This is a genomic window from Candidatus Margulisiibacteriota bacterium (genome assembly GCA_018822365.1).
Classification (GTDB): Bacteria; Margulisbacteria; WOR-1; order O2-12-FULL-45-9; family XYB2-FULL-48-7; genus XYB2-FULL-45-9.
Genome location: JAHJKL010000052.1, coordinates 43,655 through 65,167 on the forward strand (window position 1 = coordinate 43,655; position 21,513 = coordinate 65,167).

Sequence of the window (21,513 nt, forward strand, 5' to 3'; positions counted from 1 at the left end):
TCTTAAAGTGGAGCAATGCCGATCTTTTTCAAAGCCTTCAGGTATAGCGCGATATATTTTTTAGCCGACGCGTCCCAGGAATAATCAAGGTTCATCACCCGTTTCTGCAATGTCTCCCAGAGCTCTTTTTGTTTATAAACGGCAACCGCCCTTTTTACCGCGTCGATCAACGCGGCAGAGCTGTACTTCTCAAAAACAAAACCCTCACCTTTGCCAACCCGCTGGTCAAAATCACCGACTGTGTCGGCTAAACCGCCGGTCCGGCGGACGATCGGGATCGTCCCGTACTTGAAACCGATCAACTGTCCCAATCCGCACGGCTCATACCGGCTCGGCATCATGAACAAATCGGCCCCCGCGTAGATCAGCTCCGCGAGCATCGCGTCAAATTCCAGGTTGACCGCCAACTTTTTGGGGAATTTCTCATGTTCTTCGGTAAGCAAGGCATGATATTTGGGATCCCCTGTTCCCAATATAACCATCTGGCAATCCATTGCCAGGATCTCTTCCAGCGCTTCAGATAAAATATCCAGCCCTTTTTGGTCGGCCAGCCTGGTGACCAGGCCGAGAACCGGGATATCTTTGTTCTCCGGCAGTTTATTGCGCCGCTGGAGCTCGATCTTATTATCGGCCTTTAAAAATATCGTCGCCGGACTGTAGCGTTTGACAATGTTCGGATCGGTCGCCGGGTTCCAGATCTCATAATCCAGCCCGTTGATAATGCCAAAAACATCCTGGGTTCGCGCCCTGAGCAATCCGTCTAACCCGGCCCCATATTCGGTTGTTTGGATCTCCTTGGCATAATTTTCTGAAACCGTACTTATTACATCGGCAAAAATAATACCGGCCTTGGACAGGGAGATCTCTCCCCAAAACTCCAATCCATCCGGCTTGAACAGATCCCAACCCAAACCGGTAAAAAGGAGCTTCTCTTTAGGGAAGAGTCCAAGATAAGCCATGTTATGGATGGAATATACGGTAGCGGTCCTGACAAAAAACGGATCATCCTTATAGGCTTTCTTTAACAAAGCAATGATCAGCGCCGACTGCCAGTCATTGCCATGAATGATATCCGGCCGCCAATTGAGCTCTTTTAACAGGGGAAAAGCGGCCCGGCAAAACGCGGAAAACCGCTCAAGGTTGTCCGGATAATCGACCCCGTTTTGCTGGTAAAGCCCTTCCCTGTCGCCAAAAAAAGCGGGATCGTCAAATAAATAAACAATGACCTCGGTCCCGGGAATTTTGCCTTCATATATATTGGGGAATATTTTCGTTAGGTTGTATTTTTCCGGATCGACCATCTTGTAACGGGGCATAAAGACCCTGACATCATGGCCGATCCGCTTTAACGCTTTTGGGAGAGCCCCGGCGACATCGGCCAGGCCGCCGGTCTTGGCAAAGGGGACGACCTCCGACGAAACGTATAATATTCTCATATAATAGAGTCGATCCTTTCGACATACTGATCGACCAGTTTCCTGGCTTTATCGTCCCGATCGGACTCCGCGTAAATATGAATGACCGGCCGGATCGGGTCGGGAAGGATCAGGACCCAGTCTTCGCCGTGAAAAACCTTGACCCCATCGGTCAAATCAACTTCCGCGTTCCCGATCGAATCGATGATCGAGCGGAGGACCTTCCCTTTGTTTTCCGCGGCGCAGGAGATCTCTTTAGAATGCATACAAATATTCGGCACTTCTTCCGCGATCGCCGAAAGCCTGGTCTTGTTCCTGGCCAGCAATTCGATCAGCCTGACCGACGAGAACATGGCGTCGAACGCGCACTGGAATTCCGGAAAAATAAAACCACCCTGGGTCTCGCCGAAGAAATAGGTGCTCCCTTTATGGCAACGCTCCATCATCGACCGGACACTAACCCTTGTCCTGACGACTTTGGCCTCATACTTGGCCGCCAATTGGTCAATCACCCGGCTTGCTTTGACCGGAACAGCGATCTGCCCGCCTCTGCGCCCCCGGCAGACCAGGACCGTCATGATCGCCAACTCCAGGTCCCCGTCCAGGATCCTGCCACTCTCGTCGCATAAAAAGACCTTTTCCGCTCCGGTATCGAGCATTATCCCCAGATCGGCCTTCAGCGATTTGACGATCTGCGAAAGCTCCGCTAATCCCTTTTCAAACATGGTCTTGCTCTTGGTGATCTTGGTCTCATCAATATAGGCATTGATCGCGATAACTTCAATTCCCAGATCCCCCAGGATCGACGGAAAAATCTGCGAAGCCGAACTGTACGCGTAGTCGACAACGACCTTCATTTTTGCCTGGCGGATCAGGTCGCGGTCGATCAAACTGACCAGGCCGCCTTTATAGTATTCGGTCACCCGATGAAAAGGAAAAGAGAGTTCGCCGACCTCGCTGATATCGGCCCGGCTGAACTCTTCGCTAAAAAAGAGCCGTTCGATCTTCTTTTCGCTGGTCGATGACAGGTCCATTCCGTTCTCATCGAAGAATTTAATATCGATAACGTTGTTGTCATAGGGCGACTTCCGGACGTGGAACCCTCCCCTGCTTTTTAGCGCTTTCAGTTCATAGCGGTTGACCGGGATCGGGATCATTTCCAGGTCTGAAACATTAACCCCGGCCGATAAAACTCCGGATAACAGGGCCCGGTAGATCATTCGGGAAGCGGGATGCGAATCCCGGGAAGTGCTGATCTGCGCCCCTTTCCCCAACAAAGTCGCGTAAGCTGTCCCCAGAGTAGCGGCAAATTCCGGAGTGATTTCCACGTTGCATAGACCGTTGACCCCGAACGGGCCAAAAAGCCCTTTGGTCCAGCGCTCCCGCCAAACCATCGAGCGGGAAACTATCACCCCTTCTTCAACAACTTTTTTCGGCCAGATCTTAACGTAAGGCTTGACCACAACCTCTTTGCCAAGATTGCATTCGTCACCGATCACGACCCCTTCCTCGATCAGGCTCCTCTCTCCGACAATGGTCCCCTGCCCGATTATCGATCGATTGGCGTTGACCTCATTCCCTATGGTTACGTTGTCCCAGAGGATCACGTCCCGCAGCACGGTATCCCGCCCGATCTGATTGCCTCTCCCCAGAGTAACATTTTCCAGAACAACGTTATCGGCCACAAACGACCCGGCCCCAACTACGATCTTGCCGGCAAGCTTTACCGTGGCGGCAAGCTTCGCCTCTTTGTCGATCCGTTTTTCCCCAACTTTGAGGACAGCGCTCGACGCCCGGCTGTACTCGTCGACGCTCCCGATATCGCGCCAGTTCCCGGCCGCGATATAACCAAAGATCGGGACTTTTTTAGACAGGAGGAGCGGGAACAAATCAAGGCTAAAATCAAATGAACGGCCGGCGGGGATCAGGGAAACTATTTCCGGCTCGATTATATACATCCCGCAGTTGACCGTGTCGGAAAAGATCTCGCTCCAGGACGGTTTTTCCAGAAAATACTTGACGCTGCCGTCGCTGTTAAGGATCACAATGCCGTATTGCAGAGGATTGGGGACCCGGGTCAAAACAATGGTCACCTGGGCGTGCTTTTCTTTGTGGTAAGCGACCGCCGCTTTAAGATCGAAATCGGACAGGACATCCGAGCTCATCACCAGAAAGGTCTCTTTGACGTCGACCGCCGCCAGACGGACCGCCCCCGCGGTGCCGTAATCGTCTTTTGCCTCGATATAGCTGATCTTTTGGCCAAATTTTGAGCCGTTGCCGAAATATTTTTTGATAACCTCCGGCTGATGATAAAGAAGGGCGGTCACATCATCAAAGTCGTTTTGCTTAAGCAGTTCCATGGTAAATTGCATGAGCGGCCGGTTAGCAACCGGGACCATAGGCTTGGGGATATTAACCGTTAAGGGATGGAGCCTGGTCCCCAGCCCGCCCGCCAATACTATCGCCTTCATGCGTAAACCCGGTAATCGATCTGCTGGAAAATATTGTCTTTATATTCGATATCGGCCAGCCATGGTTCGTCCAGAGAATTATTATTGATCTGTTCATACAGCCGGGTGAAACGCTCCAAATGATCGTTGGTCCTCTTGACCGCGTAAGAAACGCAGGTCCCGGTCTTCATAATGAAAGCCCAATCGGACGATTGGGCCAAAAGCAGTTCTCTCGCCGCCTGGTTCAATCCCCGGCGCAAAAGGCCGCCGGAATCGGGAAAACGCTTGGCCAGCTCGACCATCCGGTCGGCCGCTTTGTGCAGATGCCGATAGATCCAGTCGTTTGAACCCTCCAGCCAATACTCGCTGTATCCCTTCCATCCCCAGGAAGAAAACGACGGAGTAACCACCTGATTCTTCGGGTTATGGTCCAGGTATTCCATAAGCGTGATCGGCTTAACAACCTCCTGGTCATAGTGCATCTTGCGAAAAAGGAAATTAAGCCAATCCGGACCTTCGTACCACCAGTGGCCGTAAAGCTCGGCGTCATAAGGGGAGACAACGATCGGGCGCCGGCCGAGAAAATCGTGCAGGTGCTCAACCTGCTTGGCCCGGTTGAAAAGAAAATTGCCGGCATGGTCTGCCGCCCGGTCGAGGGCCCGTTGCCTTACGTAAGGCTGTTTTTGCGAAAGATCGACCCGGCCGGTTATCCGGTAATATTTGATCCCGGTGTTGATCCTGGTTCCGTCGGTATGAATGTACGGACGGATATAGTCGTAATCCAGATCGAACCCGATATCGCGGTAAAACTCGCGGTAGTTGTAATCACCCGGATACCCCTCGTTGGCGCTCCAGACCGCTTTGGACGACTCCATATCCCGGCCAAACGCGGCGACACCGGAGCGGCAATAGACCGGGGCAAATACCCCGTATTTTGGGCGGGGCGTGCCGTGCAGTATCCCGTGGGTGTCGACCAGAAAAAACCTTATCCCTTCTTCTTTCAAGATCTCGTCCAAACCGGGATAATAACCGCATTCCGGAAGCCAGATCCCGCGCGGCCGGCGGTCAAACATCGTCTGGTAATGTGCCGCCGCTACTTTGATCTGCGCTCTGACCGCGTTGGGATTGCTTTCCATTAACGGCAGAAAGCCGTGGGTCGCGCCGCAGGTAATGATCTCCAGTTTCCCCAGATCCTGGAATTTTTTGAAAGCGTAAATCAAATTACGATTGTATTTATTTAGAAAGCGATCGCGGCAATCAATGAAAAGATCGTGGTACATTTGCGCCAATGCCTGGTATTCCGGCTGCCAGCGGGTCCGTTCCATTTCCCGGCCGGAAAGCTCGATCAAACCGTCAATATGTTTGACGTACCGGTCCTGGAGAAGCGGGTCCATCAGCATTGAACCAAGACTTGGCGTAAGGGACATGGTCAAACGGAAATCGACCCCGTCGTTGACCAACCCTTCAAAGACTTTGAGCAGCGGGATGTAGGTTTCGGTGATCGCTTCAAAAAGCCAGTCTTCCTCAAGAAAGTCGTCATGCTCAGGGTGCCTGACAAAAGGGAGGTGGGCGTGCAGGACCAGCGCTAAATATCCTTTTTCCATTGGATTATTCGGTTCTTCTTTCGACCTTGGGGGTTATTTGCCGGCGTTCTGCTCCGTCGTCCCTGATCGCTTCGATCGGGATCACCTGATCGCCGTCCGGCAGGGAAAAGCGGAGGCTAAAAGTACCGTCATCGCGCAGGTCGATCTTTCTCCCCTGCACGGTTAATGTGGCGCTTGGTTCGGTCGCCCCGTAAACGATCAATTCACAATTAGCTGTCAACCAGAACGGCCGTTCCGGCAACGATGCCCTGGCCGACCCGGAAGAGACCCAGCCAGAGCCCGACTCTTCTAAAAAGCGCTTCTTCACCAACTCTCTTATTTCTTGGGAACCTTTCCCTATGCCAAACCCGCCGGAAAGTGAATAGATCTTTTCCCAATCGGGGATCATCCATTCCTCATCGATAAGATCCGACATCCGGTCAAGCGGCATGGTGATCCAGTTGGAGCGGGCGGCAGCAATAAACCGGCCGTCTGGCAGAAGAAACCCTATATCGACGCAATAGGTCCGATTGGGCGCCGGAACCTTTATATACCAGCTGGCGGAGCCGGCAGTCAATTGAATGTCAAAGTAATTCCAGTTCTCGGTATCATAGACTCTCAAGACCTCTTTTGACCGCGAGAAAAGATCGCCTCCAACCATCTGGCCGATCTCATCGCGCCGCCGGCTGCTCACTTCCCAATAGGCAAAGAACCAGTAAGGATCGCGGACCATCGCCACGATCCGGTTGTCTCCGTAGCTTGCCGGGAGCTCAAATTCGCGCTCTGTTTCAAACTTCCGCATTACCGGGCCGGTGTAATATTTGGCCTCCTCAACCTTTGGTCCAGAGGGAATGATCGGCGGCTTGATCTTTTTGGTTCGCGGTTTTTTCTTCGGCCTGGCGGCCGCCAGAGCGTTCAGCTTTTTGGCCGGCGATTTTTTCCTGGCGGTTTTCTTCCTGGTAATGATCGTCGTCGCCGTAATTACTTTCTTTTTTCTGGGCATTATGTCACCTCACCGAACGGATTGAATTCTCCCCCCCCAGCCCATTGTTTACCCTCGCGGTCTGCGGATCAAGGAACCATTGGCCATCGGCCCAATATTTGTATTGATACTCGCCAGGCTCCAAATTAACCGTCGCTTTCCACTCTCCCGCCTTCCCTTCGCTCATAAAGATCGCCCCTTTTTCCCAGTTGGAAAACTCTCCACATATCCTTACATCGTTAGCGGAAACCGGGGCTTTAAATGAAAAAACAACTTTCTTTTTGGCCATGATCAGATCTTAACCTCCCGCAAATATTTGGCCGCTTCTTCTGGCGCGGTCGGATTAATATACAACCCTGACCCCCATTCAAAACCGGCCTGCTTGGTCAGGCGGGGAATGATCTCAATATGCCAGTGGAAGTCGTAACCGATCGTCCCCCAATAATCCGGTTTCCCCGGCCTGGGGACCGAGTTTGGCGCCGTATGAATTACGTAATTGTAGGGTGGATCATTAAGGGTCTTTTTTAGCCGCATCATGATATCTTTTAAACAACGGGCCAACTGCATCCGCTCTTCGTCCGGCAGTTCCTGGAATCCGGATTCGTGGCGGCGGGGAAGAAGCCACAGCTCAAATGGAAAGCGGGAAGCAAAAGGAGTAAAAGCGACAAAATATTCGTTCTCATAGACCATCCGCTCACCGGTCCCCAGCTCCTGCCTGATCATGTCGCAAAAAATACAGCGTTCCTTTTCTAAAAAGTAAGAGCGGGCCTTGGCCAGCTCCAGTTTGACGTACCGCGGAGTGATCGGCGTGGCGATCAACTGCGAATGCGGATGGGAAAGCGAAGCGCCGGCCGCCGTTCCGTAATTTTTAAAGACCAAAATATAGCGGAAGCGCTTATCTTTTTCCAGGTCGACGATCCTTTGCTTGTATGCCCAAAGGATCTTATCAATGTGGGCCTCATCCATATCGGCAATGGTCAAATTATGGTTGGGTGTTTCAATAATAACTTCGTGGGCGCCGATCCCGCTCATCATGTCAAATATTCCCATCCCGGTACGGTTAACTTCCCCTTCAATCACCAACGCTGGGAATTTGTTGGGGGTGACCCGGACATCCCATCCGGGAGTGTCGGGCGCGGTGTTCGGCTTACGCCAGGCAATTATTTCTTTCGGGGTTTTTCCTTCATTCCCTTCGTCAAACGGGCAAAATTTTGATTCGCCCGCTCCTTCAGCCATCGGGGCCGAGCCGAAGTCAGAAGGACGCCTCCCCCTCTCAGTTGAAACTACCACCCAACGATCAGAAATAGGGTCTTTACGAAGCTCTGGCATTTTAAGTCCTCCTAGGTTTATTCCTCAATACGCAAGGCTATCTTTATCTTCCATTTTTGGCCCGGATGCAAGCTAATCTTCCAATTTGGAAAAAGAACCGAACCTTGAAAGGTCCTCTCAAAACCGGCTTCAGAAATGGAAACCGTTTCGATCGGGAATCGCCACAAAGCAGCCGGCCGATCCAGGGCCAATACTACACCAAATCCTTTCCGTTCGTCAACAATGCCCAGGGAAGAAATATTTTCCGACTTGCCGGAAGCAGTAATAAGGCTCTTTTCCTCGCCCTCGACCAAGCAATAATTATCGTTAATATTTCCCTTCATAAAAGAAAAATTAAACTCTGTGCCAAACCAAAGGTGGACCACTTCCTGGCTTATATTGCTTAGGTCATAAACCACGTTTATTATTGATTGTTTTGCCATGATCGAGATCTCTTTTTCAACCCTGACCTCTTTCCCGTTTACCAGCCCATCTTTTTTCATCCTGAGCAAAACTTCGCTCCCTCGTCTTTGCGGCATAAAAGTATAGCTTCCCTCAAAATCCCCTTCTTCCTTAAACTTGTTCCGGCTAAATGATTCCAAAGTAGTCCCCTCGCTTAAAAAATGATCGACCAGGCAAAACCTGGGATGCCGGTCATAAATAAGAAGCTCATCCAAACCGGCTTTTTTCGCCCGATCAACAGTTTTGCGGGCCGCGTCTGACATTTCCGCTCCCCCCTGCCAGGCAGGCGGTTTAATCTTTTCGTGATAGGCCTCTTCCCGCCTGGCCAGGGTATTTATTAAATTGTAATTCTTAGGTTTATAATCGATCTCAAACAATGTCCCCCCCTGTGCGGGTGAAAAATAAAGATTGAGCATACTGCTGGTCAGCAGGACTTCTTCCCGGCCGTCGCGGTCAAGGTCGGTGATCGTTATGTCGGCATAATCATCGTTACCCCGGGCATGGCTATCCATGACCGCTTCCGCTTTCAGAATATTCTCATAGACCGCGTGGCGCAGGTAATTGAGATAGATCCCGCTAAACACTCCATGCCAATAAGCGCAGCCGCACTGGCTTTTATAGACCGCCAGCTCCGCTTCTTTTAGCCGGCTTTCCAATTCCTTCTCGCCAAGGAGCGACTTCCCTTTCTTCATCCGGGAGAGCCGGTCGCTGGCTTGCAGCATCCTCTTGTGCATCAGGTTTGATTCCGGATATTTAACCAGGAAGTTCCTAAAATATCCTCCGCTTAAAAACGGCAGGAATTCTTCCAGATAATCGTTCTTTTTCAAGTCGTCAATGATCCGTTTATATTTTTTCTCGGCCGCCGCCGGCAGCGACCAGTCCATCATTTCAAAATATGAGCTTGATGGCAGATATATTCTGCCGGCTGGAAGCTCTTCTTCCAAGTAATCGGAAAAGCTCCGGCTCTTGAGCCACTCGGCTTCTTCGATCAGGTCAAACAATTTATCGAGATAGCCGCTGCTAAATACTTTCTGGGTCCCTGGCCAAAGGCCGAATTTTTCGCCGTCGTCGGCGATCACCGCCAAACCCTGGTTTATTGAAAGCTGCCGCAGATGGTCCATGACTTCGTCGGGTTTTTTGAAAGGGATGGCGTGCCGTAAATACCGGCTGATCGGAAAGATCCGAAGCATCTCCCCCGCTTCTTCGGTCAGGTAATAACCGCTAAGCTGTTCTTTCTCCAGGCCGGCGGCAATAAAGTGGGAATCATCGAGCAAGGTGTACTCAACGCCGGATTGGGCCATGATCCTGGCCAGGTGCGGCTCCCAAACCCGCTCGGCCAGCCACATGCCGCGCGGCGCCGAACCAAACTTCCCCTTGAGATAATCGTTTTGCATCCTGATCTGGCCGTACTTGTCTTCGTCCGGAATCAGGGAAAGGATCGGCTCGTAATGCCCGCCGGTGAGGAGTTCAAGCTGCCCTTTTTTCACCAGATCTTTTAGCAAGCCGAGGAATTCAGGATGGCGGGACTCAAACCACTCCAGCAGGACCCCGCTGTAATGAGCGGCAAATTTTATTCGGGGATGACGGCGCAAGGTTTCGATAAATGGAAGATAGGAACGCTGGTAAGCTTCTTCTATGACCTGGTCAAGGTTCCCTACCGGCTGATGGCAATGGACCGCCAACAGCAGGTCGACCGGCCGATTTTTAAACCGACCACTGTTCTTGTTCGTATGTATCGCTTGGGACGGTGACATTTATTCCTCCGCCTTTTGGCCAGCGTTCAACTTCCTGGCCATCTTTGCTGATGACAACGACAAATTCAAGCCTGTCGTTTGGTTTCACTCCCAAAGCCGCGAAAGGAACGCCGAGCTCAATGATCTTGGCGATCCCGCAACGCATCTCCCGGTCAAGGACCCAGGCATGGTTCTCCATTCTATACAAGTGAGCGGCAAAATACCCCTTTGTCCGGTCAAAGCCGATCTCATATTTTCGGTCAACCTGGTGGGTAAAGACCACCGCGAAAGAAAAGGTCTTCGCCTCTTCCGAATACATGGAAATATTCAAACCGAGCCGGATGTATAGATCGGTCAGGCTATAACCAAAATGGATATCCCTCAGGAGGGTTTCGATCTGGTGCATCGCGCCACGCGCTTTGGATATATCATAAACCCCGGCCGAGAGCCATTCGTAATAGCTGGTCACTTCACCGTCTAAGACCGGGTTGATCAGATAAGACGGTTCCTTTAAAGGACGGACAAAAGCGTTCATTTGCTTGATCGGGTTATCTAAATACTTGGGAGGGACACGACCGATCAAAGTGTAAATATTTTTCAAATGCTTGCGAAAGAGCGCGTCAAAAAGATGATCGTTCTCGGACGAATGGTCATCGCCGTACCACCAGCACCAATCCGACCCTTCGGCAATAAATAATTCCTGCCAGGCGACCGGTTGATCCTCTTTTTTGAAAGGCTCGAGAGCCAGCCGGGCCTTGTTCAAATAATCCCAGGCCAAATTATCTTCGTCGTGACCGATCCAGATCTTAAAATTGCTGTTAATCCAGGAACCGGCAAACAGCCGGGTCAGTTTGCGCTGGGGCGGGTTTTCCTTTAAATAATCGGAGACCCTAACGGTGCGAATATATTTGCTGTCGGACAGGCTCTGGTAAAAACTCTCCAGGAAATTTTTTCCCCCGTCCGGATAATATTCCCAGGCATTTTCACCGTCAAGAATGACCGGGACCAGGTAGTTTTTGCCATCATCCGGCAAACTGATCTTGATATTACGCAAATGAGAGGCAAAATCACGGAGCGAATCGTTAATTGCCCAGCGTTGATACACAAAGCCGATCTGGTCGGATAAAAAATGGTTACGGAAGATCATCGCGACCTCTGCCCCATCATGCTCAACTAAATATGGCTGATAAAGGTCGGCCGCCGCCATGGCCCGCCCTCTCATTTCAATTTTATGGAGTGAGCGCTCCAAAATACCCTCGTCGGTTGCCAGCCACTTAATCCCCGCCCGAGCTACTAACGGAATGACCGCTTCAGAAACCGAGCCTTCGGAAGGCCACATTCCGGCCGGCTTTGAACCAAAACGCTCCGCAAAATAATCGACCGCCTGGCTAATCTGTGCGGCGGCATCTTCAGGGTGCTGAAAAGCTGAAGGAGGGAGCTTGGCCAGCGGCATCGCCTCTTTCGCCGAGTTAGTATCGCAAAGAAGCGGAAGGATCGGATGATAGAACGGGGTTGTGGTCAATTCGATCTGGCCCCGATCGCTTAGTTCCTTATACTTTGGAATAATCTTCCCCATTACTTCCCACTGCTTCTGAATAACCGCTTTTTTATCGTCACTGGAAAAATATTTCCCTTTGACTAAAAGTTCTTTAACCACCGGGTCTTCATGGCGATAGATAAAGCCAAACCAGGCCAGGTTGAACCAGACCTGAAGGTCAAGCAGTTCTTGTGGGGAAAATCGTTTGGCAACCTTGGCCAGTTCGGCCTGGGAGACAAACCGTCCCCTTTTCAAAAGAAGGTCCCGGTAGCGCGGATATGGATTAACCATCGTCTCCCAGTTGGCCATGAAAAAGTACTGCAGGAGCGAGACTTTTTCCGCCTGGGTCAGGTCAGAAGGGTTTTTTCTGGTCAGATCGAGCAGGACGTCGGTCGCGTTATTATGGACGTAATCCTCGATCTGCAAAAGGAGAGAAGGGACCAGGTTGAAGGTGACGTGAACATCGGGAAAGCGGTCCAGGACCGCGACCATGTCGTAATAATCTTTTACGGCATGCATCCTGACCCAGGGCATAAAGTATTCCCCTCTTACCAGGTCTTTATAAAACGGCTGGTGCATGTGCCAGACCAGCGCCAGGGAGACCGGCCGATTGGTCATCTTTTCTCTCTCTCGGACATCGAAACCCCTTTGTTGATCACCCACATCGCAAAAATTAGAGCGACGACCGTGATCAAAAATATCGTCCCGCAAATTATCAAAGTTATTACTATCGGAGTATTCACTCTCCACCTCCTCCATACACAGACTGGTAACGCTGAACAAAGGAATCCTTGCCGCCGACCATCAGCATCGTCAGCGGCATCACTTCTTTGGCCATTTTGGTCATCGCCCCGGATAGCTCGTTGATATCCCACTGGGCATGGGCATCTTCCCTCAAGCGAGAGAGATGATAAAGTTCGCGCGCGTTGATGGTCAGCAAGGCTCTCCGGCGGTGTGCCCCGGTCAAAACATAAGGAGCGGCAGCCGGGAAATGAGTAACTATTTTAGAAAACAAATCATTGGTTTTTTTAATAAGCGCCTCAACCTCATTATCACCAACCAGCCTGGCTGGCAAGGTCACGCCAAGTAGCGGCTCGTAAGGCTGAGTCGTCAAGGTCAAAGGACGATGGCGCTTCAACTGGGCAAAACACCCGGCGGACATGACCAGGTCAAAGGTTAGGGTGACATGCTCAAACTCCCGCAAAACCGCGTTGAAAAAGTTCAGGTGCCGACAAGCCTGTTTGACCGCTTTTTCCCTTTCCAGCCGGGACATGCCCTTCACCTGGCGCCGGCAATTAAGGTATGAGATTGTTGACGAAGAATGAAGCAAGGCCGAGACCAGCTTAATATCAGCATCTTTTGTATAGTCGACTAAAACGCAAGGCTGAGACCGGAAGCGCTTGCGCTCCCATTTACCTTTGAAGAATTTTTGCAGATCGGCAGAAGTCCGCGATTCATAGTTGGTCGCTTCGGTATAGCGGATCAGTGATGGCGCAACTTTCGCGGCAAGAGCCAAGAGCTCTTTGCCCAATCCCCTGACCTCGGCCAATTGGCTGGAGGCAAACCGCCTGATCATCAACTCCAAAGTCCGGGCATTAACCGTCATCCCCAACTGCCCCATAGTCGATAAAGGTGTAACATAACGGGCGTCTTCCGGTTCGACCCCGCGCCCAAGCAGGGCCTGATACAGCCGGTTCTGTTTTTCCGTCAAGTCAGCAATTGGCCCGGCAAATTCGCTTGAAGCCAGCTCTGCTGGAATATAACAATTATCTTCAAGTTTTTGGTAGCGCTGTGATTTTTCGGTGTAGGAAGCAAGCCGAAATTTTTCCAGCTCTTCGATCGCCAGGCGGGAGAGATCGATAATGTCAAAATTAAAAACCGCGTGCTCGGCAACTGAGGAATGTCCCATGTCAAAAATAATCTTAGCGTTTGACTGGCGGGCTTTCCCTACTTCTTTCCGGGCGATCAGTCGGAGTTCATCGACCGGCCGGGGATCGCGCGATATCCTGGCGTAGGCGGCCGACAGGGTCTCGGGAGTAAGATCGTCCCGGGAAGAACCACGGGAGATTTCGGCCAGAACATCAGTATCAACATTATAACCGGCGAGGAGTACTTTCACGGGATTATTTTAGCATAGACCGGCCCAGGCAAGCTAGTTTAATTCGATCTCGACCATCTCTCCTTTTTTAAGCGGCCGGGGATCGTCCAGAAAAAGAAGCTGGCCGGCTATCTCGCCCAGATCGGGCTCGTGGCCAACGCAAAGGATCCGCTCAAATTGGCGGTTTCGATCCAGGATATCCATCAAGTCGCTCATCTCGCAACCGGGTGCCAGGAGGTCCTCAACAAAGACCTTGTCCCGCTCTTTTAAGGCATCGGCCACGATCTCGGCGGTCTGGTAGGCCCTGACAAACGGGGAAGTAACGATCACATCAAAAACCTGGTTTTCTTCCGCCAGTTCATCTGCCAATCGACCGATCTGTTCCCGCCCAGCATCAGTCAACGGCCTCTCCCTGTCTTCATTATAATCGGCTGACGGAGCCGCCGCGCCATGTCGAAGCAAAAAAAGTTTCATCTTTAAACGATCCCGGCCGCCTGATGGCTCTTCTTGATCTCGTCGGCTAAATTATCAAGAGCGGCGTATTCGGCCTCGCGCGGGGCGCCTTTGGCGATCACCGGCTCAATGACCGTCACCTTTAGGTTAGAAATGGCGGCAGAGAGCATTTCAACCATCTTCCCCCCCCAGCTAAACGACCCAATGATCGAAGCAAACTTAGTTTTGGGACGAAGCGCGTTGGCCAGCAGAGCGGCATAAGCGGCCAGCGGGTGCGGACCGACTAAAACGGTCGGGGTCCCAATAACGATCGTCGCGGCGTCAACCAGGTCCATTGCCAGTTCGCCGATATCGGTCCTGGAAAGATTATAAGGCTTGACCACGATACCTCTGGCGATCAAAGCGTTGATCAGATACTCGACCATCTCCTGGGTGCTCCCGTGCATGGAAACATAAGGGAGAACCACTTCATTTTTGACCTGGTCGCCGGCCCAGTCGGCATAAGCGTCCATGATCATTTCAGGCTGATCATAGACCGGCCCATGGCTTGGAGCAATTATCGTAAAATCGACCGTTTTTAATTTCTCAAGATGCTGTTTGATTGAAGTCCTAAATGGCATCATGATCTCGGCGTAATACCGTTTTGCCGAGCGGAGAACATGGGGTTGATCGGTCACAAATAGCGGCGCGGCGGCCAGATGCGAGCCAAAAAAATCGCAGGTAAACAAGATCTTATCTTCTTTCAGGTAAGTCAGCATCGTTTCCGGCCAGTGGACCCAGGGGGCAAAAATAAACTCCAAAGTTTTATCGCCCAACGAAAGGATCTCCCGGTCATTGATCACTATGAATTTTTCTTCCGGCAAAAGCAAAAGAGAGATCAGCATCTCTTTACACTTGGCGTTGGTCACGACCTTGGCCATCGGAAAAAGCTCCAGAATGAAAGGGAGCGAGCCGGAATGGTCCTGTTCGGCGTGGTGGGCGATAATGTAATCGATCTTTTCAATGCTTAGCTCGTTCAGGTTTTCAACGAGAGAAGAGACTTTGGCCGGATCGACCGTGTCTAACAGAGCCGTCTTGTCGCTCCCCTGGACCAAATATGAATTATAGCTTGTCCCCTCGGGGAGCGGGATCAACTCGTCAAAAAGCCGCCGGTCAAAATCGATCGCCCCGACTTCAAATATTTTATCTTTTAATCTTCTTACCGCCATAATATTTATCCTTCCGCTTTAAATTGGTCTTTCCCCGCCCCGCAGATCGGGCAGACCCAACCGGCCGGTAAATTTTCAAATGATGTCCCCGGCGCCGCCCCGGAGTCAGGACCCCCTTTAGCTGGATCATAAACATAACCGCAGACCTGACAGATATATTTTTTCATGTTTTACCCCTTCGCCGACCAAAGCCCGTGCAGATTGCAATACTCGCGGGCCGAAGCCGACTGGCCGCTGACGCAAAATTCAGCTTCCGGCTTATCCCCCGGTTTCAGGAATTTCCGATAAGCTTTGCCATCCGCCAAAAGTTCGATCCACTCAATGTAATGTTTTTCTTCCATCGGATGAGGGACAGCCCCGATCTTGACCAGAAATCCGTCCGCTGTTTTCTCGATGACAGGGACATGTTTCTCTTTGGCCGCGTCAACCGTGTTCTCGACCTGTTCTTTCATCGGCTTGCCGCAGCAGACCAGCTCCCCATCCCCCGCGCGCAAAACTTCGACAATATTCCCGCAGATTTCGCATTTATAGATACCCATTTTCTTTGCCATGTTCACCCTCCTGTTTAATCGCTTAGCCGGCCGCTATGCTTGACGACCTTCCCCTCTACCATGTAAACGATATCTTCGCAAATGTTTGTCGCGTGATCAGATATCCTCTCCAGATGCCGGGAGACCAGCAACAGCGGGATCGCTTTGGCGACGGTCGTTGAATCCTTGCTCATGATCTCGACCAGTTCATCATGCACCAGGTCACGCAGTTTGTCGACCTCTTTTTCTTTTGCCCAAATCTCTTTGGCTTTTTTCAGGTCCCGGTTAATAAAAGCGTCAAGGGCCAGCCCGACCGATTCCTGGGCCAATCTCGCCATTTTGGGAATATCGATGAGAGGCTTGAGGAGCGGCTGGCCGGACAGTTCGATCGCCCGCTGGGCGATATCTTCAGAGAGATCGCCAATCCTTTCCAGATCGTTGGCGATCCGCATTCCGGTCATCAGAAACCGGAGGTCCGACGCTTCCGGCTGGCGCAAAGCAACCAGCTGGATACATTTCTCGTCTATCTCCAGCTCAAGCTGATCAACCCTTTCGTCTTCCCTGACCACTTCCTCGGCTAGCTCCTTGTCCAATTTTTTCAAGGAATCAACCGATTTGTAGATCAACCCCTGGACCATGACCCCCATTTTCAGGATCGTGTCCTTTAATTCCCCCATCTCCTGGTCAAAAACTCTTTTATGGTCCATGTTTTCCTCCTTCTATCCAAAACGACCGGTTATATAATCGTCAGTCCGCCTGTCAGCTGGCGAGGTAAAGATCTTTTTGGTGTCGCCAAACTCCACCAGCTCCCCCAGCAGCATAAAGCCGCATTCATCGGAAACACGGGCCGCCTGCTGCATATTGTGCGTAACAATTACTATTGTATACTGTTTCTTCAGTTCCATCATCAGGGATTCTATTTTCATCGTCGCCATGGGGTCCAGGGCCGAACAGATCTCATCCATCAACAAAACATCCGGCGTAACCGCGATCAGCCTGGCAATGCAGAGCCTCTGCTGTTGTTCCAGGGTCAGCTGGAGGGCGTTCAGCGACAGCTTATCTTTGAGATCGTCGAACAAGAGGACCGAGGAGAGGCTTTTACAGACCGCCTCCTCTAAAACACTCTTTCTCCGCTCCCCCCGGATCCGCAGACCAAACGCGACATTTTCAAAGACCGAAAGAGGGAACGGGTTCGGCCGCTGAAAGACCATCCCAACGTGTTTGCGCAGGTCGACCAGATCGACTTGCGGTCCAATGATCTCCATCTCTTCAATCTTGACACTGCCGGTCGTTACCACCCCGTCGATCATATCGTTCATCCGGTTAAAGACCCGCAGCAGCGTCGACTTGCCGCAGCCCGAAGGGCCAATCAAACTGGTGATCTTGTTCCGTCCGACTTCAAGATCGATATTTATTAAGGCATGGAACGAACCATAATAAAAATTCAACTTATTAGCAGCGATTATCGGTTTTTGCATTTAACCAAACCTGCCTGTAATATAATCTTCGGTCCGCTTGTCATCCGGGGCGGTAAAGAGCTTTCTTGTTTCATTCAGCTCGATCATCTCCCCCATCAGAAAGAAGGCGGTCCGGTCGGCGACCCGGGCCGCCTGTTTAACATTGTTGGTAACCAGGATCTGCGTATATTCGGTTTTCAGGCTCCGCATCGCTTCCTCGATCTTTAAGGTTGAGATCGGATCAAGGGCGGAACAGGGCTCATCGTACAAGATCACGTCCGGCCCTACCGCCAGGGTCCGGGCAATGCAGAGCCGCTGCTGTTGTCCGCCAGACAGTTTAAAAGCGGAGGTTTCCAAACGGTCTTTCACTTCGTCCCAAAGAGCGGCGGCGCGGAGCGACCGTTCGGCGATCTCCAGCAATTTTGTCCGTTCAGTGATCCCATGCATCCGCGGCCCATAGGCGATATTATCAAAAACTGACAAAGGCAAAGGGAGAGGCAAAGCAAAAACAATGCCGATCCGCTTGCGCAGAAGGTGGATATCCAGCGCATGAATGTCCTTGCCATCAAGGCTGATCTCCCCGCCCGATCTAAAATTATCATGAAGATCATTCAACCTGTTAACGCACCGGAGAAAAGAGGTTTTGCCGCTGTTTGACGGTCCAATGACCCCCAAGATCTCATGCTCAAAAACATTTAAGGTCAGATCCTTTAACGCGTGGGCATCATCGTACCAGACATTTAAACCGGATATTTCAATTTTGTTTTTTACCATGTTTTTTTCTTCCTGAAATATGACCGGAGATACGCGGCAAATATATTTAAAACAAAGATCATGCCGACCAGGACCAGAACGGTACCATATTGAATTTTCACGCTGACGTTGGGAACCTGGGTTGAAAGGACATATATATGATAAGGGAGGGTCATCGCCTGATCATACATAGAGGTTGGCAGTTTCGGCAAATAAAAAGCGGCAACGGTAAAAAGAATAGGCGCTGTTTCCCCGGCGGCCCGGGAAAGACCCAGGATCGTCCCGGTCAGGATACCCGGAATAGCATTCGGCAAGACAACGTGCCGGACCGTTTGCCAGCGTGAAGCCCCCAGGGAAAAACTGACCTCCCTGAACGACCGCGGCACCGAGCTTAGCGCTTCCCGGGTCGCGGTGATGATCACCGGCAGGGTCATGATCGCCAGGGTCAGCGAGCCGGCCATGATCGAGACCCCGAACCCAAGAAATTCAACAAAGAGGCTAAGGCCAAATAAACCGTAAACTATGGACGGGACGCCGGACAAATTGATAATGGCCAGTTCGATCGCCCTGGTCAATTTGTTTCGTTTGGCGTATTCATTTAAATAGATCGCCGCCAGGATCCCAAAAGGGATAGCAAAAATAGCGGTCCCGATGATCAGGTAAATCGTACCGACCAGCGCCGGAAAGATCCCACCCGCGCGCATCCCATCCTTCGGAATGGAAAAAATGAACTCAAAACTTAAAGCGGGCAAGCCGTTGATCAATAAAATGACCAGGATCAAGGCGACCGGGGCGATAACAATAATCGTCGCCAGAAAAAGCAGGGCAAAAGCGATCTTTTCCTTAATTTTCGAATCGATCATTTCTTTTTATTCCTCTTTTTATTACGGTTCATGAAAAAGTCGGCGATCAGGTTAATAATAAAACTTATCACAAAAAGGACGATCCCGATCGCGAACAGCGCGAAATAATGCTCGCTACCGGAAACAGCCTCCCCCATCTCGGCGGCAATCGTCGCGGTCAGGGTTCTGACCGGCTGGAGAATACTGGTCGGAATAACCGCCGCGTTCCCGGTGATCATTAGGACCGCCATTGTTTCGCCGACCACCCGCCCGATCCCAAGCATGATCGCCGCCAGGATCCCTGACGAAGCGGCCGGAAGGATCACCCGGTAGATCGTCTGCCAGCGGGTCGCCCCGAGCGCCAGCGACCCTTCACGGTAACTGCGCGGGACCGAATTGATCGAGTCCTCGATGATCGAAACGATGGTCGGCATCGCCATAAAAGCGAGCATGATGGAACCGGCCAGAGCGGTCAAACCGCTGGGTAAATTAAAAACATTTTTCAAGAACGGGGCCAGGGTCGCGATCCCGATAAAACCAAGGACAATGCTGGGGATCGCCGCGAGAAGCTCTATCCCGGACTTTAATATTTCACTCAGCCATTTTGGCGCTACTTCAGCAATGTAAAGGGCAGAGGCGATCCCCAGCGGCACGGCGATCACCACCGCCCCCAATGTTACCAGCAGAGAACCAAGGATCAGGGGCAAGATGCCAAACTGCGGCGGGTTCGAGATCGGATACCACTTGGTGCCGAACAAAAAAGAAAAAACATTGACCGAAGCAAAAAGGGACAATCCTTCCTTCAACAAGAAAAAGAAGATCAGCAGGACAAAAACGATCGAGGCGATCCCCGACAGGAAGATCAGTTTCTCGATCAGTTGTTCAGCGATCTTTTTCATTTTATAGGAACAAAATCCATTTTCAAGACGATCTTTTGGCCTTCGGCGCTCAAAACAAAATCAACGAAAGACTTAACTTCGCCAACAGGATCGCCGTTGGTATAAAATTGCAGTGAACGGGCGATCGGGTATTCTTTTGAGGTCACGGTTTTAATGGATGGCATGACATATGAGGTTCCGCTGCCGGCAGAAACCGCCAGCGCCTTTTCCCTGGATGACAAATAACCCAGGCCAATATAGCCGATGGCCGACCGGTTAGCAACCACTTCTTCGACGATCGCCTGGTTGGATGGCATCATTAAGACCGATGGGGCAAACTCATTGGTGTTCTTGGGATCCCCCATTTTCACGACATGTTCAGAAAAGAAGACATGAGTGCCGGAGTTTCGGTCCCTTGACAACACGACAATATTCTCGTCTTTGCCGCCTACCTCTTTCCAGTTTTTTATCTTGCCGGAATAAATATCGGACAATTGCTTTACATTCAACCGGTTAACCTGATTTGCCGGATTAACAATGATCGTGATCCCGTCATTGGCCACCCGGATCTCATTGGGCTGAACCCCCCGTTTTTTGGCCAGAGCGATCTCTTTTGGCTCCATATCGCGCGACGTTTCCGCAATATCGGTCGTTCCGTTGATCAGCGAAGCGATCCCTACCCCTGATCCTCCCCCGGTGACCGCAACCGATAAACCAGGGTTTACTTTCATAAACTCTTCGGCCCAAGCCTGTCCCAAGTTCACCATCGTATCAGACCCTTTGATCTGGAGCGCTTTCTTTCCACTGCCGCAGCCAGAAACCAAAATCGCCAGTACAATGGCTATAGTATAAAGTCCAATCCTTTTTATCATATTAACCCCCTAATGTTTAATAAATAAATTATGGCGTTTGATTGTTACGCGTATGTTACAGGCATGTTAACAAGCGGTTAATTAATTAAGCGGCCGACGGTGCTTCACCACTTTTGCCTCTACCAGGTAAATGATTTCTTCAGCTAAATTGGTAACATGATCAACGATCCGCTCTAAATGGCGTGAGATCAGTAGCAGCTGAATTGTCCGGCGAATATCCTGCCCGTCTTGGCTCATGGCCCGGACAAGAACATTATGGACATTATCTCGTAATTTATCGACGATAGTCTCGTTCTCCCATACTTCTTTGGCTTTGACCGGATCCAGGTTGATGAAAGCGTCAAGTATTTTGGCAACCGCATTTTTCGCCTGTCGCGCCATTTCCGCTATATCAGGAGGGGTTTTTAGTTTGGGCGGCGCGGCCAGCTCCTTCGCCCGTCGGGCAATGTCTTCGGCCAGGTCACCGATCCGTTCCAGGTCGTTGGCGATCTTCATTCCGGTCATGATCAACCGGAGATCGGAAGCTTCCGGCTGGCGCAGAGCGATCAATTGGATGCTCTGCTCATCAATCTCCAGTTCAAGCCGATCGATCTCTTCGTCGGCGCTGATAACTTCCTCCGCCAGCGCGACATTCTGACACTCCAACGCTTCAATCGCGCGATGGATCAAGCTTTGGACCAATCCCCCCATCTTCATGATAATCGTCTTAAAATCAATCAGTTCCTGGTCGAAAACTCTTTTATGATCCATAACGCACTCCTTTTATTTAGCCAAACCTGCCGGTCACGTAATCCTCGGTCCGCTTGTCGCACGGCGCGGTAAATATTTTCCCGGTAACGTCAAATTCAACCAGCTCGCCAAGGAGAAAAAAACCGGTGAAGTCGGCGACCCGGGCCGCTTGCTGCATATTGTGGGTCACGATCACGATCGTATAATCTTTTTTGAGCTCATG

At 51.2% G+C, this 21,513-nt stretch carries 21 protein-coding genes; all 21 read right to left on the reverse strand.

The window, feature by feature from the left end:
• Positions 1-2 precede the first annotated feature (2 nt).
• Entirely contained in the window at positions 3-1,436 is a 1,434-nt protein-coding gene (gene glgA, locus KKF06_04480; protein ID MBU1617019.1) for a glycogen synthase GlgA, read from the reverse strand.
• Positions 1,433-3,886 carry a mannose-1-phosphate guanyltransferase gene (locus KKF06_04485; GenBank protein ID MBU1617020.1) on the reverse strand — a complete coding sequence of 818 codons (2,454 nt, stop codon included), beginning with the start codon at positions 3,884-3,886 and terminating at the stop codon, positions 1,433-1,435. The genes glgA and KKF06_04485 overlap by 4 nt, the downstream gene beginning before the upstream one ends.
• On the reverse strand, positions 3,883-5,469 hold the full coding sequence (locus tag KKF06_04490) for a DUF1957 domain-containing protein (protein ID MBU1617021.1): 1,587 nt from the start codon (positions 5,467-5,469) through the stop codon (positions 3,883-3,885). Before KKF06_04490 ends, KKF06_04485 begins: the two co-directional genes overlap by 4 nt.
• A gap of 4 nt (positions 5,470-5,473) precedes the next feature.
• Complete coding sequence (locus KKF06_04495; GenBank protein ID MBU1617022.1) at positions 5,474-6,451, reverse strand: DUF4912 domain-containing protein; 978 nt, start codon at positions 6,449-6,451, stop codon at positions 5,474-5,476.
• A gap of 4 nt (positions 6,452-6,455) precedes the next feature.
• Positions 6,456-6,719: a glycogen-binding domain-containing protein gene (locus tag KKF06_04500; GenBank protein ID MBU1617023.1), complete on the reverse strand. Its 264-nt coding sequence runs from the start codon at positions 6,717-6,719 to the stop codon at positions 6,456-6,458.
• 2 nt (positions 6,720-6,721) lie between these two features.
• The gene (gene galT / locus KKF06_04505) at positions 6,722-7,759 is read right to left on the reverse strand and encodes a galactose-1-phosphate uridylyltransferase (protein MBU1617024.1); all 1,038 of its coding nucleotides are present in this window, start codon (positions 7,757-7,759) and stop codon (positions 6,722-6,724) included.
• Positions 7,760-7,776: 17 nt separating this feature from the next.
• The gene (locus KKF06_04510; protein MBU1617025.1) at positions 7,777-9,954 is read right to left on the reverse strand and encodes a DUF1926 domain-containing protein; all 2,178 of its coding nucleotides are present in this window, start codon (positions 9,952-9,954) and stop codon (positions 7,777-7,779) included.
• Positions 9,905-12,088: a hypothetical protein gene (locus tag KKF06_04515; protein ID MBU1617026.1), complete on the reverse strand. Its 2,184-nt coding sequence runs from the start codon at positions 12,086-12,088 to the stop codon at positions 9,905-9,907. The genes KKF06_04510 and KKF06_04515 overlap by 50 nt, the downstream gene beginning before the upstream one ends.
• A gap of 121 nt (positions 12,089-12,209) precedes the next feature.
• Entirely contained in the window at positions 12,210-13,589 is a 1,380-nt protein-coding gene (locus KKF06_04520) for an FAD-dependent thymidylate synthase (GenBank protein ID MBU1617027.1), read from the reverse strand.
• Positions 13,590-13,622: 33 nt separating this feature from the next.
• The gene (sixA, locus tag KKF06_04525) at positions 13,623-14,042 is read right to left on the reverse strand and encodes a phosphohistidine phosphatase SixA (protein MBU1617028.1); all 420 of its coding nucleotides are present in this window, start codon (positions 14,040-14,042) and stop codon (positions 13,623-13,625) included.
• Positions 14,043-14,044: 2 nt separating this feature from the next.
• Positions 14,045-15,229, reverse strand: a complete 1,185-nt coding sequence (locus KKF06_04530; protein MBU1617029.1) for an FprA family A-type flavoprotein — start codon at positions 15,227-15,229, stop codon at positions 14,045-14,047.
• A gap of 5 nt (positions 15,230-15,234) precedes the next feature.
• The gene (locus KKF06_04535; GenBank protein ID MBU1617030.1) at positions 15,235-15,396 is read right to left on the reverse strand and encodes a rubredoxin; all 162 of its coding nucleotides are present in this window, start codon (positions 15,394-15,396) and stop codon (positions 15,235-15,237) included.
• A 3-nt stretch (positions 15,397-15,399) separates the two neighbouring features.
• Positions 15,400-15,780 (reverse strand): desulfoferrodoxin, encoded by a 381-nt coding sequence (locus KKF06_04540; GenBank protein ID MBU1617031.1) that lies wholly within the window; start codon positions 15,778-15,780, stop codon positions 15,400-15,402.
• 14 nt (positions 15,781-15,794) lie between these two features.
• A complete protein-coding gene (gene phoU / locus KKF06_04545) occupies positions 15,795-16,466 on the reverse strand; it encodes a phosphate signaling complex protein PhoU (GenBank protein MBU1617032.1) in 672 nt (223 codons plus the stop codon).
• A gap of 12 nt (positions 16,467-16,478) precedes the next feature.
• Positions 16,479-17,237, reverse strand: coding sequence for a phosphate ABC transporter ATP-binding protein (gene pstB, locus KKF06_04550; protein MBU1617033.1), 759 nt, complete (start codon positions 17,235-17,237; stop codon positions 16,479-16,481).
• Positions 17,238-17,990, reverse strand: a complete 753-nt coding sequence (locus tag KKF06_04555) for a phosphate ABC transporter ATP-binding protein (protein MBU1617034.1) — start codon at positions 17,988-17,990, stop codon at positions 17,238-17,240. It lies immediately after the preceding gene.
• On the reverse strand, positions 17,984-18,832 hold the full coding sequence (gene pstA, locus KKF06_04560; protein ID MBU1617035.1) for a phosphate ABC transporter permease PstA: 849 nt from the start codon (positions 18,830-18,832) through the stop codon (positions 17,984-17,986). The genes KKF06_04555 and pstA overlap by 7 nt, the downstream gene beginning before the upstream one ends.
• Entirely contained in the window at positions 18,829-19,710 is an 882-nt protein-coding gene (pstC, locus tag KKF06_04565; protein MBU1617036.1) for a phosphate ABC transporter permease subunit PstC, read from the reverse strand. Before pstC ends, pstA begins: the two co-directional genes overlap by 4 nt.
• Positions 19,707-20,561 carry a phosphate ABC transporter substrate-binding protein gene (locus KKF06_04570; GenBank protein MBU1617037.1) on the reverse strand — a complete coding sequence of 285 codons (855 nt, stop codon included), beginning with the start codon at positions 20,559-20,561 and terminating at the stop codon, positions 19,707-19,709. Before KKF06_04570 ends, pstC begins: the two co-directional genes overlap by 4 nt.
• An 81-nt stretch (positions 20,562-20,642) precedes the next feature.
• Positions 20,643-21,311 carry a phosphate signaling complex protein PhoU gene (phoU, locus tag KKF06_04575; GenBank protein MBU1617038.1) on the reverse strand — a complete coding sequence of 223 codons (669 nt, stop codon included), beginning with the start codon at positions 21,309-21,311 and terminating at the stop codon, positions 20,643-20,645.
• Between the two features lie 16 nt (positions 21,312-21,327).
• Positions 21,328-21,513, reverse strand: a 186-nt coding sequence (gene pstB / locus KKF06_04580; GenBank protein MBU1617039.1) for a phosphate ABC transporter ATP-binding protein, incomplete at its 5' end; no start/stop codon positions are given.

What these genes read in the sequence shown, in the direction of transcription:
- glgA (MBU1617019.1), bottom strand. Translation starts at nt 1,436, where the DNA reads ATGAGAATATTATACGTTTCGTCGGAGGTCGTCCCCTTTGCCAAGACC.
- KKF06_04485 (MBU1617020.1), bottom strand. Translation starts at nt 3,886, where the DNA reads ATGAAGGCGATAGTATTGGCGGGCGGGCTGGGGACCAGGCTCCATCCC.
- KKF06_04490 (MBU1617021.1), bottom strand. Translation starts at nt 5,469, where the DNA reads ATGGAAAAAGGATATTTAGCGCTGGTCCTGCACGCCCACCTCCCTTTT.
- KKF06_04495 (MBU1617022.1), bottom strand. Translation starts at nt 6,451, where the DNA reads ATGCCCAGAAAAAAGAAAGTAATTACGGCGACGACGATCATTACCAGG.
- KKF06_04500 (MBU1617023.1), bottom strand. Translation starts at nt 6,719, where the DNA reads ATGGCCAAAAAGAAAGTTGTTTTTTCATTTAAAGCCCCGGTTTCCGCT.
- galT (MBU1617024.1), bottom strand. Translation starts at nt 7,759, where the DNA reads ATGCCAGAGCTTCGTAAAGACCCTATTTCTGATCGTTGGGTGGTAGTT.
- KKF06_04510 (MBU1617025.1), bottom strand. Translation starts at nt 9,954, where the DNA reads ATGTCACCGTCCCAAGCGATACATACGAACAAGAACAGTGGTCGGTTT.
- KKF06_04515 (MBU1617026.1), bottom strand. Translation starts at nt 12,088, where the DNA reads ATGACCAATCGGCCGGTCTCCCTGGCGCTGGTCTGGCACATGCACCAG.
- sixA (MBU1617028.1), bottom strand. Translation starts at nt 14,042, where the DNA reads ATGAAACTTTTTTTGCTTCGACATGGCGCGGCGGCTCCGTCAGCCGAT.
- KKF06_04530 (MBU1617029.1), bottom strand. Translation starts at nt 15,229, where the DNA reads ATGGCGGTAAGAAGATTAAAAGATAAAATATTTGAAGTCGGGGCGATC.
- KKF06_04535 (MBU1617030.1), bottom strand. Translation starts at nt 15,396, where the DNA reads ATGAAAAAATATATCTGTCAGGTCTGCGGTTATGTTTATGATCCAGCT.
- KKF06_04540 (MBU1617031.1), bottom strand. Translation starts at nt 15,780, where the DNA reads ATGGCAAAGAAAATGGGTATCTATAAATGCGAAATCTGCGGGAATATT.
- phoU (MBU1617032.1), bottom strand. Translation starts at nt 16,466, where the DNA reads ATGGACCATAAAAGAGTTTTTGACCAGGAGATGGGGGAATTAAAGGAC.
- pstB (MBU1617033.1), bottom strand. Translation starts at nt 17,237, where the DNA reads ATGCAAAAACCGATAATCGCTGCTAATAAGTTGAATTTTTATTATGGT.
- KKF06_04555 (MBU1617034.1), bottom strand. Translation starts at nt 17,990, where the DNA reads ATGGTAAAAAACAAAATTGAAATATCCGGTTTAAATGTCTGGTACGAT.
- pstA (MBU1617035.1), bottom strand. Translation starts at nt 18,832, where the DNA reads ATGATCGATTCGAAAATTAAGGAAAAGATCGCTTTTGCCCTGCTTTTT.
- pstC (MBU1617036.1), bottom strand. Translation starts at nt 19,710, where the DNA reads ATGAAAAAGATCGCTGAACAACTGATCGAGAAACTGATCTTCCTGTCG.
- KKF06_04570 (MBU1617037.1), bottom strand. Translation starts at nt 20,561, where the DNA reads ATGATAAAAAGGATTGGACTTTATACTATAGCCATTGTACTGGCGATT.
- phoU (MBU1617038.1), bottom strand. Translation starts at nt 21,311, where the DNA reads ATGGATCATAAAAGAGTTTTCGACCAGGAACTGATTGATTTTAAGACG.